General features: G+C 36.8%; 13 protein-coding genes. 4 read left to right on the forward strand and 9 right to left on the reverse strand.

Annotated features, from left to right (window positions below; translation table 11 throughout):
- The first annotated feature begins 5 nt into the window (after positions 1-5).
- From prc to htpX, 3 genes are all read left to right on the forward strand, one after another.
- Positions 6-2,066: a carboxy terminal-processing peptidase gene (gene prc / locus INT04_RS02005; RefSeq protein WP_193014467.1), complete on the forward strand. Its 2,061-nt coding sequence runs from the start codon at positions 6-8 to the stop codon at positions 2,064-2,066.
- A 946-nt stretch (positions 2,067-3,012) separates the two neighbouring features.
- Positions 3,013-4,365, forward strand: a complete 1,353-nt coding sequence (locus INT04_RS02010; protein WP_193014468.1) for an OprD family outer membrane porin — start codon at positions 3,013-3,015, stop codon at positions 4,363-4,365.
- Positions 4,366-4,787: 422 nt separating this feature from the next.
- Positions 4,788-5,666: a protease HtpX gene (htpX, locus tag INT04_RS02015; RefSeq protein ID WP_193014469.1), complete on the forward strand. Its 879-nt coding sequence runs from the start codon at positions 4,788-4,790 to the stop codon at positions 5,664-5,666.
- 86 nt (positions 5,667-5,752) lie between these two features.
- Here the strand turns inward: htpX and INT04_RS02020 are convergent, their stop codons facing one another.
- The 4 genes from INT04_RS02020 to hxpB all read right to left on the reverse strand — a co-directional run bounded on the left by INT04_RS02020 (position 5,753) and on the right by hxpB (position 9,937).
- Positions 5,753-6,616, reverse strand: a complete 864-nt coding sequence (locus tag INT04_RS02020) for a hypothetical protein (RefSeq protein WP_226944466.1) — start codon at positions 6,614-6,616, stop codon at positions 5,753-5,755.
- Between the two features lie 142 nt (positions 6,617-6,758).
- Positions 6,759-8,150: an L-cystine transporter gene (locus INT04_RS02025; protein ID WP_193014470.1), complete on the reverse strand. Its 1,392-nt coding sequence runs from the start codon at positions 8,148-8,150 to the stop codon at positions 6,759-6,761.
- Between the two features lie 243 nt (positions 8,151-8,393).
- A complete protein-coding gene (locus tag INT04_RS02030) occupies positions 8,394-8,960 on the reverse strand; it encodes a metal-dependent hydrolase (RefSeq protein WP_193014605.1) in 567 nt (188 codons plus the stop codon).
- A gap of 308 nt (positions 8,961-9,268) precedes the next feature.
- Complete coding sequence (gene hxpB / locus INT04_RS02035) at positions 9,269-9,937, reverse strand: hexitol phosphatase HxpB (RefSeq protein WP_193014471.1); 669 nt, start codon at positions 9,935-9,937, stop codon at positions 9,269-9,271.
- 199 nt (positions 9,938-10,136) lie between these two features.
- Here hxpB and INT04_RS02040 point away from each other — a divergent pair, with 199 nt between their 5' ends.
- Positions 10,137-10,676 carry a YniB family protein gene (locus tag INT04_RS02040; RefSeq protein ID WP_193014472.1) on the forward strand — a complete coding sequence of 180 codons (540 nt, stop codon included), beginning with the start codon at positions 10,137-10,139 and terminating at the stop codon, positions 10,674-10,676.
- 132 nt (positions 10,677-10,808) lie between these two features.
- Here INT04_RS02040 and INT04_RS02045 read toward each other — a convergent pair whose 3' ends face one another.
- The 5 genes from INT04_RS02045 to INT04_RS02065 all read right to left on the reverse strand — a co-directional run bounded on the left by INT04_RS02045 (position 10,809) and on the right by INT04_RS02065 (position 15,345).
- Positions 10,809-11,681 carry a fructosamine kinase family protein gene (locus tag INT04_RS02045; RefSeq protein ID WP_193014473.1) on the reverse strand — a complete coding sequence of 291 codons (873 nt, stop codon included), beginning with the start codon at positions 11,679-11,681 and terminating at the stop codon, positions 10,809-10,811.
- Between the two features lie 154 nt (positions 11,682-11,835).
- On the reverse strand, positions 11,836-12,693 hold the full coding sequence (locus INT04_RS02050) for a metal ABC transporter permease (protein ID WP_193014474.1): 858 nt from the start codon (positions 12,691-12,693) through the stop codon (positions 11,836-11,838).
- Entirely contained in the window at positions 12,690-13,601 is a 912-nt protein-coding gene (locus INT04_RS02055; RefSeq protein WP_193014475.1) for a metal ABC transporter permease, read from the reverse strand. The genes INT04_RS02050 and INT04_RS02055 overlap by 4 nt, the downstream gene beginning before the upstream one ends.
- Before the next feature lie 2 nt (positions 13,602-13,603).
- Positions 13,604-14,491 (reverse strand): manganese/iron ABC transporter ATP-binding protein, encoded by an 888-nt coding sequence (locus tag INT04_RS02060; protein WP_193014476.1) that lies wholly within the window; start codon positions 14,489-14,491, stop codon positions 13,604-13,606.
- Complete coding sequence (locus INT04_RS02065; protein ID WP_226893915.1) at positions 14,488-15,345, reverse strand: metal ABC transporter substrate-binding protein; 858 nt, start codon at positions 15,343-15,345, stop codon at positions 14,488-14,490. Before INT04_RS02065 ends, INT04_RS02060 begins: the two co-directional genes overlap by 4 nt.
- Positions 15,346-15,636: the final 291 nt, after the last annotated feature.

Below are 15,636 nucleotides of genomic sequence, written 5' to 3' on the forward strand. Positions count from 1 at the left end.
AGAGCATGAACAAACTTTTAAATGTGGCTTTTGCAATCGGATTAACGTTAACAGGTACTTCTGTTGTGATGGCTGAGAAACCAGCCACTCCAGCAATAGCAACTATTGATCAGTTACCCGAATTAAAGCAAGAGCCACAGCACTCTACTGTGAGCGAGCGAGTAACCTCTCGTTTTGAACGCTCTCATTACCGTCAGTTCTCGCTAGATGCGAGCTTTTCTGAAAAGATTTTTAACCGCTATCTTAATTTATTAGACTATAGCCACAATGTGTTGCTGGCGTCAGATATTGCCCAATTTGATAAAGAAAAAAACAAAGTGGGAGATTATCTGAAAAAAGGCGAGCTTCAACCGCTATATGATCTCTTCAATTTAGCGCAAAAAAGACGCTTTGAGCGTTTTCAATATGCATTAGACCGCATTAATAAGCCCATGGGTTTAACTGGTCAGGATAAGTTTCAGTTAGACAGAACAAAAGCACCATGGCCTCAAACTCAAGCTGAATTAGATAAGCTTTGGGATGAAAAAGTAAAATACGATTGGCTAACACTGAAGCTATCTGAAAAAACAGACAGTGAAATTAAAGAAACGTTGACTAAACGCTATAAAGCCGCTTTACGTCGCCAGACACAAAGTCAAAGCGAAGACGTTTTCCAAATTATTATGTCGGCATTTGCTCGTGAAATTGATCCGCATACCAGTTATTTATCACCAAGAAATACAGAAGCTTTTGATTCTGAAATGAGCCTTTCTTTAGAAGGTATTGGTGCTGTATTACAGATGGATGATGATTATCCTATGATCAACTCAATGGTGACTGGTGGACCCGCAGCCAAAAGTAAAGAGTTGAAAGTTGGGGATAAAATTATTGCTGTAGGCCAACAAAATAAACCAATGGTAGACGTTGTGGGTTGGCGACTTGATGATATTGTTGCTCTGATTAAAGGACCGAAAGGGAGCCAAGTTAAATTAGAGGTGATCTCTGATGAGAAAGGCGCCAAACCAAGAACGATCACCATAGTCAGAGAACAAATTCGTTTAGAAGACAGAGCCGTTAAATTGACTGAAAAAGTCATTAATGGCGAAAAGGTTGCTATTTTAGATATTCCAAGTTTTTATGTCGGTTTAACTAATGATGTCAAAACACAACTGCAAAAAGTAGCGAAAGACAATGTATCATCTTTGGTTATTGATTTACGGGGTAATGGGGGGGGTGCATTAACAGAAGCTATTTCACTTTCAGGCTTATTTATCCCAAGTGGCCCTGTGGTGCAAGTTAGAGATAACAATGGTCGAGTAAGACAAGATTTCGATAGAGATGATGTTGTTTACTATAAAGGCCCATTAGTTGTTATCGTAAACCGCTTTAGTGCTTCAGCTTCTGAGATTTTCGCGGCAGCTATGCAAGATTATGGGCGTGCTTTAATTGTGGGTGAACAAACCTTTGGTAAAGGAACCGTTCAGCAATATCGTCCATTAACACGTGTTTACGACCAGATGCTTAGCCCAGACTGGCCTGGTTTAGGTTCAGTACAATATACCATTCAAAAATTCTATCGAATTAACGGTGGTAGTACTCAACTTAAAGGGGTGACACCAGACTTGTTATTACCAAGTTTTGATAGTACCGATATGGGTGAGAGCTTTGAAGATAACGCATTACCTTGGGATAGTATTTCTCCAGCAAGTTATCAGTTATCTGAATATTCAGACAAATTGAAAATAGCATTAGCGCCATTGACTGAACAGCACACTAAACGTATTGCAAATGACAGAGAGTTTTCATACATTTTTGATGATATTCAACGTTATAATGATGCTAAAGCAAAAGGTGAAGATAAGTTTGTTATTTTGAACTTTGCCGAAAGAGAGAAAGAAAACAAAGAGCTTGAAACCATTAAATTAAATCGCATCAATGAGCGTTTTAAATTAGAAGGTAAGCCGTTGTTAAAATCACTTGAAGATTTACCAAAAGATTATGAAGGCCCAGACCCTTATTTAGATGAAACTGCAAAAATTGCAGTTGACCTCTCAAAAGTGCTTAAGCCTAAAAAATTATTAAATTAAGTTATCAGTGATAAATACGGGTACTTAAAGTAACCCCCCAATTATTGGGGGGTTTTTATATCCTAATATAATCGAAATATAAAAATTATCATTGTTAATCAATGTCTATTGGGAGAGTCATCAAACGTATTCTCAAAAAAGTAAGCTTATATCTTCTTGGCGGGGGAGGCTCATTACATTATTTCTCAATACATTTTAGCTATTTACTACATAAAGTTACCAGTAATATAAACAATTATTAATATATATAGATATTTAAATTTAACTTTATGCAACATAATTTTTAATTGAGAATACATTTCAAATAAGTTTTGTTAGATATAAATAAAAAAACACTCCATTGATTTTTAGGTGAATAACACTTTAAATGATGATGAAAAATGGTTTTATATCTAAAAAACAGAATGAAAAGTTTAATTAGCCATTTGTTGTGATTAAGATCTCATTTAATAGTTCGGTTATTGCAATAAATGTAACATATTGTGACAATGATCGCTTAAATTGACATAAAATTACTATAGCATAGAGATACTAAAAATTTAGTGTCTCTTTGAGACATCAACGCAACAGCTAAAAATCTTACCTTAATGATGAGTTATCTTTATTTTATGAGTTCAAAATGTATTATTAGAGTAGGGTGTATAACTTAATTATTATATTTTCAAAATCAGGTTTTCTACGTAAGGGATAATAACTAAAAAGCAAATAATCTATAATTTGCTTAAAAGGTTTCTATTACGAAAAAATAAGTAAATACCAATATGGTGAGATAGCCATATTGAAATTTTATGCCCAAAAATAATTTTAATGTTTGAAATTGATACAACCATGAATTTAATTGATGGTTGTTTTTTTAGCTAAATATAGAAGTGGTGCTTTTTTTGAACTTATTAAATATAAGCCAATATAAATTAACTCAAATATTTATTAACCAGGTTGAATTAAAATGAAAGTAAAAAGAATAGTATTGTTTATGTTTGCTCCTTGCCTTTTAGCTGTGAGCGCTGCCAATGCAGGGAATTGGGAAAATTCAATTAAAGAGAATTCACTTATTTCAGATTCTGAACTTGAGCTTTCTGCTATTAATATGTGGAAATACCTAAAAACTGAAAACCGTTTTGATAAAGAAGAGCAGCGTTATAGAAAGCAAGTTGCTAATGCTTGGGGACAAAACTTCCAAGCTGATTTCAGATCTGGTTATTTGGGGGGCATCCTCGGATTTGATGTTTCTTATTATGGTGGTATCAAATTAGGCGCAAGTAAAGACTTCGCCTCTCGTGCAATCTTATACAATGATGATGGTGAAGCAAAAGGCTATAACAAAATTGGTCAACGTTTCGCAAAAGTTAAATTTGATTTAGATCCTGTTTTAATTAATGGTAAAGCAGGTTGGTTTACCCTGAAAAACACAGGTATTTTTTCTAATTCACAGCGCCTTTCATTAAACAGCTATAATGGTTATGCCACTAACACTGCAATGGGTGATTGGAGCTTAGATTTACTGTTTCTTGACGGTAAAGTGATGCGTCGTGATAGCCCAAATACAGACAGAATGTATTTCAGCGATGGTAATGGCGTTAGACATAATATCGACCATGTCCTTACCGGTGGTATCAATTACAACTCAAAACCATTAAAAGTATTTTATTTCTACGGTCAGGCAGATGATGTATTCCGTCAACAAGGTTTAGAAACAAAATATAAATTAACCTCAGATCTCACCATTGGTGGTGTAGTTTATTACCACGATTATGGTAGCGATGGAAAACGTACATTAAGTGATGCTAATAAAGGTAAACGTAACTTTGATAATGATGCATGGCACTTTGCGGGCACCATGGAATGGCGTATTCCTGAATCTCCGTGGACATTACGTACTGGTGTAACTTATACCGACGCTGAAAAAGCGAATGGTGTTGGTCAATTTGCACGTAATCCAATTGGTAATACCCGTGGACGCTTTAATTCACCAGCTTACGCTGATATTGACTATGTACGTGATGGTGAAGTTATGGGTGCCTTGGAAGCTGAATACAGAGTTAGCAAAGAGCTGTCTGTTGGTGCGCGTACTAACTATAGTGAATTTAGCTACTCAGGCGAAAGATTAAAACAAGGACAGTTTGGTTTATTTAGCTACTGGAAACCAACAGCGAATCTTTCTGTTTCCTTAAGTGGGGGGATTGGTTGGCACCACCAGCAAGAAAACGATTACACCACACCAAAACTGTATGATGGTCACTCACAACGTGCTCACTCATTATCAGGTTCTATGACAACAACATATCGTTTCAAAATGTAGTTTATTGAGCTTATTGCTTATATCAGATGCACGACTTATATACATTGTAAGTCGTGCATAAAAATACAGAGAAAGTTGCTTTACCGTTGTGAGTAAATTATGGCTTCGGTATGCTAATCTGCATTGCTTTTTTATGGTGAACTCATCACCCACATACTAAACGATACAAACTGTTCCTAAAGTAATCTCTTCAGTCTGACAAAACAGAAAAATCACATCCTCTAGCACTAATCTCACATTATACTTAAGTTTTAAATGATGCCTAATATAGGGTGTTCATTGGCTATTCTTTTTATCAAAATGTAAAGTTATATCGATTTTAATATTAAATAAGTTAAAAGACTTGATAAAATCTAAAAAAGCCTTATTTATAAGATAGTTTTTGCAATGTGATAATTAGATAAAATAGGAACAGTATCAATATGATGAGAATTGCGTTATTCCTTTTAACAAACTTAGCCGTAATGTTTGTTTTTGGGATCATCTTATCTTTAACAGGTATACAAGGTCGTAGTGTTCAAGGCTTGATGATCATGGCGGGCTTATTTGGCTTTGGTGGTGCATTTATTTCACTGTTAATGTCAAAATGGATGGCATTACGTTCAGTGGGTGGCCAAGTTATCGAAAACCCAACCTCAGAAGTAGAGCGTTGGTTATTAAACACAGTAAGACGCCAGTCTGAGCAAGTGGGAATTAAAATGCCACAAGTGGCAATTTATGATGCACCTGATATTAATGCGTTTGCAACAGGGGCTCGTCGTGATGCATCGCTGGTGGCGGTAAGTACCGGTTTGCTAGCAAGCATGAGTCGTGATGAAGCAGAGGCTGTGATTGCACATGAAATTAGCCACGTTGCTAATGGCGATATGATAACCATGACCTTGCTACAAGGCGTTGTGAATACCTTCGTTATCTTTATTTCGCGTATTATTGCCCAATTTGTTGCTAACTTTATTTCTAATGATGAAGAGAGTGAAAATAGCAATGGTAACCCATGGGTCTATATGGGGGTTTCAATGGTACTAGAGATTGTATTCGGTATCCTAGCGAGCATTATCACCATGTGGTTCTCTCGTTATCGTGAATTCCATGCAGATGCAGGCTCTGCAAAGCTTGTTGGTCGTGAGAAGATGATTGCAGCATTGCAACGTTTAAAAACGAGCTATGAGCCACAAGAAGAGAGCAGCATGATGGCTTTCTGTATTAATGGACGTAATAAGTCATTCAGCGAATTATTTTTATCTCATCCACCATTAGATAAGCGTATTGAAGCACTACGCAACGGTGAGTATCTGAAATAAGATTGAGAGTTTAATCGTGAACTTTCAAAGTAAAGCGCTCAATATGAAAGTATTGGGCGCTTTCTGTTTATGATGAATAGGAGGGATTAATCTAAGTACTCACCAAAGTATGTCACCACTTTTTCTTCATCAATTTTAAGATTACCTTTCCAGCCTGCCCATGGCATTTCCATATCAGAGCGGCCTTTGGTGTTATTAAGCAGATTTTCTGCAATGGTAATGTCGCCGAAATTAGCCCAATGATCTAAAGATAATGGAATATAGGCATTAGGAATAACACCCACTAAGGCAAGTGAGTGCAAAATACCTCGTTTGGTATATCTATCACCAGAAATTAATTTTGCCTCATTTAACCGTTTTTCAAATTTACCCGGTGTTTCATCTTCAGGCGCATGGCGTAATAAATGGAGTAATTGTTGAAAGATCTCTTTATCCGCGGGCGTTGGATTGACAGGGGGGACGGTCAATAGATGTTTTAAATTCAAGTAAGCATAAGAGGGATTGCCCGTATAAGAATTACCGAAATAGAGGCAATATTGAAAATAGCTGTCATTAATATGTTTTTGCTGGTCAGCATCACTACAAATCCAACAACAGGCATATTGCGGTTTTTCATCATAATCATGTAATGGTAAATTTTGTAATTTATGAAAGGCGCCTAAAACAGAGCGCCCTCTAAGATAGCTGCCACCAACACCAGCAACAAATGCATCTAAGCACCGTTTTTGTGTGAGTAGAGGGTTATTCTTCAAGCTATTCAATTTAGTAATAACATCAGAGTGATCAGCAAAATTTTCAATAATATTAGGTTGCCAATTCACTTCAAATAATAAGGCTTGCTGTTTTTCTGAAAGAACATTGAGACGATAAAGAGAAACTTGGCGCTCAGGATCATATTGGCTATTTTCATATTTATAGAGTTTTCGCAGAACTCTCATAATTTTTTGCACGATGCTACCTTATTATGTTTATAGATTTTTTATTGGCATAGTTAAATTATGCAAATTGAAGATAATTAACTTAATCGAAATACACAAAAAAGCCAGTTCAATATGTGAACTGGCTTTTTCGGTCAAGATAAAATTTAAAGGTTTATTTAACCGTTAATTCTGTTTCTTCATCTTGGTTGAAGATTTCTTTGTCGGTCTGTCCCATTAATTGGCTAGTAATTGTCCCTGCGGCCATGGAACCACTCACGTTTAATGCAGTACGTCCCATATCAATTAATGGCTCTACAGAAATTAACAGAGCAACTAATGTCACTGGTAAGCCCATTGCAGGTAAAACGATAAGAGCTGCAAATGTTGCACCGCCACCCACGCCTGCAACACCGGCAGAACTGACGGTTACAATAGCAACTAAAGTGGCAATCCACATTGGATCTAATGGGTTAATCCCCACTGTTGGAGCAACCATGACAGCTAACATTGCAGGGTAGATACCTGCACAACCATTTTGGCCAATCGTTGTACCAAAAGAGGATGAGAAACTTGCGATAGATTCTGGCACACCTACACGTTTGATTTGTGTCTCAATATTCAACGGAATACTGGCTGCACTTGAACGGCTTGTGAAGGCAAATGCTAATAAAGGACCCGCCTTTTTGAAGAATTTGATCGGATTTAAGCCTGTAAAACTGACCAATAATCCATGAACTACAAACATTAAGCCGATAGCAACATAAGAGGCGACAACAAAGCTACCTAATTGAATTATGTCGTGCATATTCGAACTAGCAACAACTTTAGTCATCAGCGCCATGACACCATAAGGTGTTAACATCATAACAATACGAACCAGTTTCATGATCCATGATTGTAAGCAATCAATCGCGGCTAAAACTTTTTCGCCACGAGGTTTATCTTCTTTAAGTAATTTTAATGCTGCCATACCTAAGAAAGTGGCAAAGATAACAACACTGATAATCGATGTTGAACTAGCACCTGTTAAGTCAGCAAATGGGTTTTTAGGAATAAACGACAAAATAAGCTGTGGCATTGTTAAATCGGAAACTTTGCCGATGTAATTTTGCTCAAGTGCAATTAAGCGTTGTGCTTCTTGTTCACCTTGTACCAAGCCTTCTGCGGTTAAACCGAATAAATTAGCGATTACGATACCAATTAATGCAGAAATAGCGGTAGTAAATAATAAAGTACCAATAGTTAAGCCACTGATTTTACCTAGTGATGACGCTTGATGCAAACGAGCAACTGCACTAAGAATAGAAGCAAATACTAAAGGCATAATGATCATTTGTAATAGCTGGACATAACCATTACCCACAATATTAAACCAAAGAATAGATTCTTTAATGATAGGATCGTGTGAGTCATAGAATGCGTGTAACGCTAATCCAAAAGCAACACCAAAAACTAAACCAACAAGTACTTTCTTTGAGAGGCTCCACTGGCGTTGGCTTAATTTAGCCAAGACGAGTAATAACACAACAAAGACGAGTACGTTAATGATTAACGGAAAATTCATCTTAACTCTCCAACGAGATCTTTATTTATATAATTTCGACGATTGTATGCGATATGAGTTCTTAGATAGTAAGAAAGGATATAACAGCATCAATTCGTTATAGGGTAACAGGATTGTTAATAACCTTTTATAATTTATTATTCTTTTATATAGCCGTTTAGTTATAAAGACAAGAAAAATAGGCATAAAAAGAGGGGGTAATTTATAAATAGATAGAGAAATGTAGGGTTTTGTCAGGGGGTGTTAAAAATTAGTACGCTTGTCGTGGTACATCTGTAACCAGTTGTTGACTTGCGAAGGGAGTGTAATAGTGAGGTGGGGCGGTAAAAAAAGCGCGCCAACAAGGATAAGAACAGAAATAAATCGCTCTCCTTTTTTGTTATTTTTTTTACCTAAAATTGGCAGTGCAAAACGCATTTTCAAAGGCCACAAGAAAGGAATACCCGCAGGTGTTAACATATCAGCAATAAGATGGCTTAGATAACCAAGTAAAAGTGCATGGAAGATATCAGCAGAAACCTCCCAATGTGGTGAAACTTGTGTTTCCCATAAAATGGCTAAACCACAAAATGCCAGCAGACTATGAGTAAAACCTCGGTGCCCACACAGTTTTGATAAGGGCAGAGAAATAATGCGGAACAATCGTCCAAGGATAGAGCCAGGGTGATCTAAGTCGGGTAAAAGTGAACCTAATAAGACAGCAGGGATCATGTGAAACCAATCACCATGAGCAAGAGCTGGCGTTATTTCAAGTTTCTGTGCTAACACAAGCGTTGCTACAGAAAAAAGTAGGTGTCCTTCTGCGGTCATTCCCTGTCTGTTCATTTGCTGTTCATTTATACAGTGATAAAGTATAAAAGGTTTTGACGATAACTAACAGCCAAAAAAGATAGAAATTACCTTAAATATTAAGTAATAACAGGAATATTTTATTTGATTGATTTAAAAATGATCGAATTTAGGATAAAAACCTAAAAGGTAAAATTAATGCTAGTCGAATTAATCCAAATGAGTGAAAAAATGTAAAGAGTAAAAAAAGTAGAATTGATGAGGCATGTATTAAAAGCTGAATAAAAGGGATATCTAATAAAGTAAAACATCCCTTTTATTGATGGGAACTAGCCTAATAAATGTAGTTGTGTTAACTCATTAAGTGAGGCAATTTTCACATCAGCCAACCCCCATTGTTTATCATTAAATTGTGTTGCGGCTGGTACGACGATAGAACGCATTCTTGCGCTTTTGCATGCAATCATACCATTACGAGAATCTTCTAATGAGACACAATGAATGGGATCAAGATTAAGTGCTTTAGCGGCATTGAGATAAACTTCAGGATGTGGTTTGCTGTGGGGTAATGCATCGGCAGAGACAACGGCTGAGAAATAATGGCGAATATTGAATAATTCTAATACACGCTCAAGCATAAAATCAGGAGAAGCTGATGCTAATGCAATTTTTAGCCCCGATGATTTACAAAGTTCTAAAGCATGTTCAACACCCGGTAGCAGAGGTTTAGTTTCTTCAACCAGCTTGACTACACGAGAAACCATTCTTTGTTTTGCTTCTTGTTTTGAAACACCTTGCCATGGTGATGCTTTATACCATAAATCGATGACTTCGTTTATTCTTAACCCAACCATATCAGGCATAGCAGAGGCTAGGGATAAATCGACGCCTAATTCAGCAAAGACCTCATGTTCTGCTTGCTGCCAAAATGGTTCAGAATCGATTAACAAACCATCCATATCAAAAATAGCAGCTTCAATAGGAAATTTAAAAGACATGTTACTCTCCATAAATAAGGTCTATGTTGTCGAATGGCGATTGTAGCAAGAGTTATGAGGAAAATCTTTTTAATCAGTTTCTTATTTATTTTGTAAAATAAATAGAGAAAATAGCAACTATTAATTTATTGCCAATTTAGCCGTTAATTAGACTACGATAAATAGATAAATATTGACGAATTCTACTAGTGAGGGTGTGATGAGTTATCAATATGCAGGACTATATGCCATATCAAAACGAGTATTAGGGTGGCTTATTTTTATTCCTGCCTTTATTTCTACAACAGTTTCACTGATTGGGCTGGCGGCGATACCACGCCCTAGTGGTGATGGTGTTAATGCAGTGATTAATGATTTTTTTCGTGTATTAGCTGAAATGGTGCAATTTAATACACCTTTCTTAGATTTTTTCTGGCGAAATTCACCTATCCCCAATACACAAATGGGGTTTAGCCAAGAAAATATTACCTTTTTCGTTATTTTTCTTTTTATGTTTGTTGGCTTAGCGTTTAGTGCATCAGGCTTACGAATTTATCGCCAAGTTAAGTATTTAAAAGAGAATATACAAGATCAGCTTATTATCGAGAGAGCAATGAAAAGTGGCGTTACCTCAGAGGAGCTACAAAAAAATATTCAATTACCGCGACATACGATATTTACTCAAATTATGGTGCTTTATTTGTCACCCATTATTGTAATTGCAATTGGCTATTTTTTACTGAAATTCTTAGGATGGTAATTTAGCTTTAGAATGAACAAGGATGGTTCATTTATCTTAACAAAAAGGAAAATAAACCTCGCGTAATTGAATTTGGCGAGGTTATATTTTCAGTTTTTTAGAGATAAAGTACATGTATTTCTCTATTTTTTATTAGGATGATGCTAATAGTTCATCGATAATTTTTCTAACTTCAAGATAATTATCTTCTCCACCAAATAAATTACAGCGATTAAGGAAAAAATAGAGCTGATAAATGGGTTGGCGCGATAGAAATTTATCAGATAAAGGCCAAACACTTTGGTAACCATCAAAAATATTTGCCGGCACTGCAGTACAAAGTGGTAACATGGCAATATCACACTCTCTGTCCCCCCAATAACAAGCCGGATCAAATACAGTTCCTTCTGATTGACCAATAGCAGCACAGTTTTTAGGCCATAAATTACCATGAAGCAAGGAGGGTTGTGGGTTATGGTCAGCAAGACGGTGATTGATAATTTGAGTAATTTCATCAATATCACCAAAAACCATTCCTTTTTCTGATGCAAGTTGCAGTTGAAATCCGATACGCTTTTCAGAGTAAAAATGATTCCAACGTTTTTCCCAACCATTCAATTGAGGCGTTGTATCTATTTGTGTATCAAAATCGAAACCGTAACTGGGTTGCTCTTCCCATTGATGAAGTCGTGCTAGCTGCTGGCCAAAACAATAGGCGCTATGAGGTGTAAAGGGTTGAATGGGTAAAAATTCAAGGAGAAGGAAGCTAGTATCTTTGCTATTTCCAATACCGAGAACACGTGGAGTACGAATGGTTTGGCTTTTTGCCAACATGTCGAGTTGTTCTGCCTCATTTTTAAAATTAGGCAGAAACTCACGTAAATTAGATTTTACAAAGATTGGCGTATCACCATAATGAATTTTCCACGTATGATGAATATCACCACTAGAAAGATGAGTTTTTTCGACTATCTTTGCTGAAAAACCTAAGTTTGATTCTAGTAAACGACCTACATTCTGCCACATACTTACACCTCGCAAAGTTGTTTACTTAGTAGACCCAAATAAAATAATAACGAGCGATGTTTATACTATGACAATAACACTTTAATTAAATCAATAAAGTATAAAGCTAAAAAACGGGATGATTATCCCGTTTTTGCAAAGATAAAGGATATTATCAGGCATTCGCGGGTTTTGTTTGTCGCTTTATTTTCGCTAATTTAATCTGATTACAGAGTAACGCAATAATAAAGAACATAGCTTGAGTTAGCACAATACATGGGCCTGTTGCACCATCAATATGGAAACTTATAAATGTACCAATAACACTTGATGCGACAGAAAATATAACGGCAAGCAGTATCATCCGAGAAAATCGACGTGTTAATAAGTATGCGGTGATCCCCGGTGAAATAAGCATTGCAACAACGAGAATAATTCCGACAGCTTGCATTGAGGCAACAATAGTTAATGCTAAAATAGAGAGCAATCCATAATGTAATAATGTGACAGGTAAACCAACAATTCTTGCTTGATTAGGATCGAAGCAATAAAGCATAAAATCTTTTTGCTTAACAAGCATGATAGTGATGGTGATTAAACAGATAATACTAATTTGAGTTAATACATCAGGTGTAATACCTAAAATATTACCAAATAAAATATGCATTAAATGTTGGTCAGTATCAACGCTTGCAAAAATGACTAAACCTACGGCAAACATACCTGAAAATACAATACCCATCACAGTATCTTCTTTAATGCGGCTGTGCTCTTTTAAATAGCCCGTTGCAAAAGAACAAAATAACCCTGAAAGAAAGGCGCCAACTATTAATGGAATGGCCGTAACATAAGCGAGTACGACACCAGGTAAAACGGCATGAGAGATAGCATCTCCCATTAATGACCAACCTTTTAATACCATATAGCAAGATAAAATAGCACAGGCGATACCAATAATGACTGCTGCAATAATGGCTCGTTGCATAAAAGGATATTGAAAAGGTTCAATAAAAAACTCGATTAGCTCATTCATAGTTTCACCTCTTCTTGCTTTATTTCGTCTTTATGCTGATGAGATTGCGTGATTAACTGTTGTGAGCTTTGGCGTGCGCGACGACGTGCTGCTAACATGCCGTGTTTAGGGGCAAATAAGAATGCTAATAAAAATAGTGCGGTTTGCATGGTGACAATAACGCCACCAGTTGCACCATTAAAAAAGTAGCTAAGGTAAGCACCTACGGCACTGGTGGTTGTACCAATACAGATAGCAATAATAGCGAGTCGTTTAAATTGGTCTGTGAGTAAATAAGCTGTTGCGCCAGGTGTGACAACCATAGCAATAACAAGAATGGCACCTACAGTTTGAAGCGCAGCAACAGTACATGCACTTAATAGTGTAAAAAAGATAATTTTTAATTTTAAAGGTGATAAACCGATGGATCTTGCATGGACTTCATCAAAGAAAACAACGAGCAGATCTTTCCAGATACAAAATAAGACTAGAAAAGAAACGCCTGTAATAATAACCACTTGCCAGACATCTTCATCTGCAATGCCTAAAATATTTCCGAGAATGATGGTCTGAACGTTGACAGCCGTCGGCTTAAGCGAAACCAGTAACAAACCAAAGGCAAAAAAAGTAGAGAAAATAAAACCGATCACTGCATCTTCACGAAGGCGAGTGATATGGCGAATAAATGTCATTGATAATGCGGCAAGTAAGCCAGTAAAAAAAGCACCGACAGCATAAGGCAGACCTAAAATATAAGCCCCCGCAACACCAGGAACAACAGAGTGGGAAAGGGCATCTCCCATTAATGACCAACCTTTTAAAATGAGGTAGGATGAAAGAAATGCGCAGACAGCACCCACTAAGGCACTTACCCAGATAGCTTTCACCATATAGTTATATTCAAAGGGTTGTAGGAGTAAATCTAGCATGGCTAATCTCCTTGTTTGCGCTGGCTTTGGTGCGCTGGTGTATGTTCTTCTTGGTGACCATAGAAGACTGCAGCGCGTTCATCATCTGTAATAACGGTGAGTGAACGTGGATCATCATCATCATGAAGATCAGAACCTGATAAGCTAATATGACGAAGCACACCACCAAAGGCGTGTTCTAAATTCTTTTGTGTAAAGGTTGTTTCTGTTGGACCACTGTCTAATACGGTTCTATTGATTAAAATAACATGGTCACAAAACTCAGGTACACTTCCTAAGTTGTGGGTTGATACTAAAACTAAATGACCTTCTTCGCGCAGATTACGCAATAGTTCAATGATGGCGTTTTCTGTTTTAACATCTACACCTGTAAACGGTTCATCAAGTAATAAAACCGTTCCTTCTTGTGCCATTGCTCGTGCCAAAAAAACACGTTTTTTCTGACCTCCTGAAAGCTCACCAATTTGACGATGACCTAATCCTGATAAGCCAACACGTTCTAGCGATGCTTCAACAACTTCATGGTCGTGTTTTGAGGGAATACGAAAAAACCCCATTTTTCCATAACGGCCCATCATCACAACATCAGAAACGAGAACAGGAAAATTCCAGTCAACTTCTTCTGTTTGTGGGACATAGGCAATCATATTTTGCTTTAACGCTTGTTGGATAGGATTATCGTTTAATGTCACGGTACCTTTAGAGGGTTTTACCAGTCCCATAATGGTCTTAAACAGAGTCGATTTACCACTACCATTAATGCCCACGAGAGCACAAATAGTGCCACCCGTGATAGAGAAACTCGCATCAAAAATGGCGGTATGACCATTGTTATAGGTGACAGTGGCATTATCAACTGTCAACGTTGGATTCGCTTTTATTTTACTCATTGCCCAAATCCTTTCGCAATTGTGTCTACAGTGATAGTAATTAAATCAATGTAAGTTGGAACTTCGCCACCTTCAGCAGAAAGTGAATCAACATAAAGGACGCCACCGTATTTTGCGCCAGTTTCTTTACTGACTTGTTTAGCGGGTTTATCTGAAATTGTACTCTCACTGAATACGACAGGAATATTGTGTTTTCTTACGGTATCAATGACATATTTAACTTGTTGTGGTGTACCTTGTTCTTCAGCATTGATTGGCCATAAATACACTTCTTTGAAACCATAGTCATTCGTTAAATAGCTGAATGCACCTTCACTAGTAACAAGCCAGCGATCTTGCTGTGGAATACGCGCTAATCTTTCTCTTAATGGCGCATCAAGTTGTTTAATTTTTTCTGCGTAATTTGCGGCATTTTGGTTATAAATTGCTGCATTATCAGGATCGTGTTCAACCAGTGCTTTGCGGATATTTTCAATATAAATTAATGCGTTATTCGGTGACATCCACGCGTGTGGATTTGGATTATTTTTGTAAGCGCCTTCACTAATCGCCATTGGTGTTATGCCATCTGTTACCACAACCGCAGGAACATTACGTAACTCATTAAAAAAACGCTCGAACCAGCGTTCAAGGTTTAAGCCATTCCATAAAATAAGATCAGCCTTTTGGGCTTTTACAATATCTTTTGGTGTCGGTTGATAATCGTGAATTTCCGCGCCGGGTTTTGTAATTGACTCGACAATTGCGGCATCTCCGGCTACATTCTGAGCGATATCTTGAATAATAGTAAAAGTGGTGACCACTTTAAGTTTATCTTTTGCTTGTGCAGGTGTTAATAAAAATACGGATGTCATAAGACATAAAACCGTAAGTGAAAATTTATTTACAGAGCGGAATATATCCATATTATTATTGCCTTATAGTTGCCGAGTTATTTTCTCAATTGATAATGATTATCAATATCATTTCAAAAAAGTCAAGTTATCTCTGTGCAAAAGCTTCATTTGATAACGATGAGAAATAAGATAACACCATGTATTCCAATAAATGTTAAGTAGATTGTCGGGTTTTGTCACAAAAATTAACAATAGATCGTAACTATTTATGCAAAAGGTGATTTAAATATTCTTTATTACATATCAATG

Source organism: Proteus sp. FME41 (assembly GCF_014897315.1).
In the GTDB taxonomy this organism is placed as follows: domain Bacteria; phylum Pseudomonadota; class Gammaproteobacteria; order Enterobacterales; family Enterobacteriaceae; genus Proteus.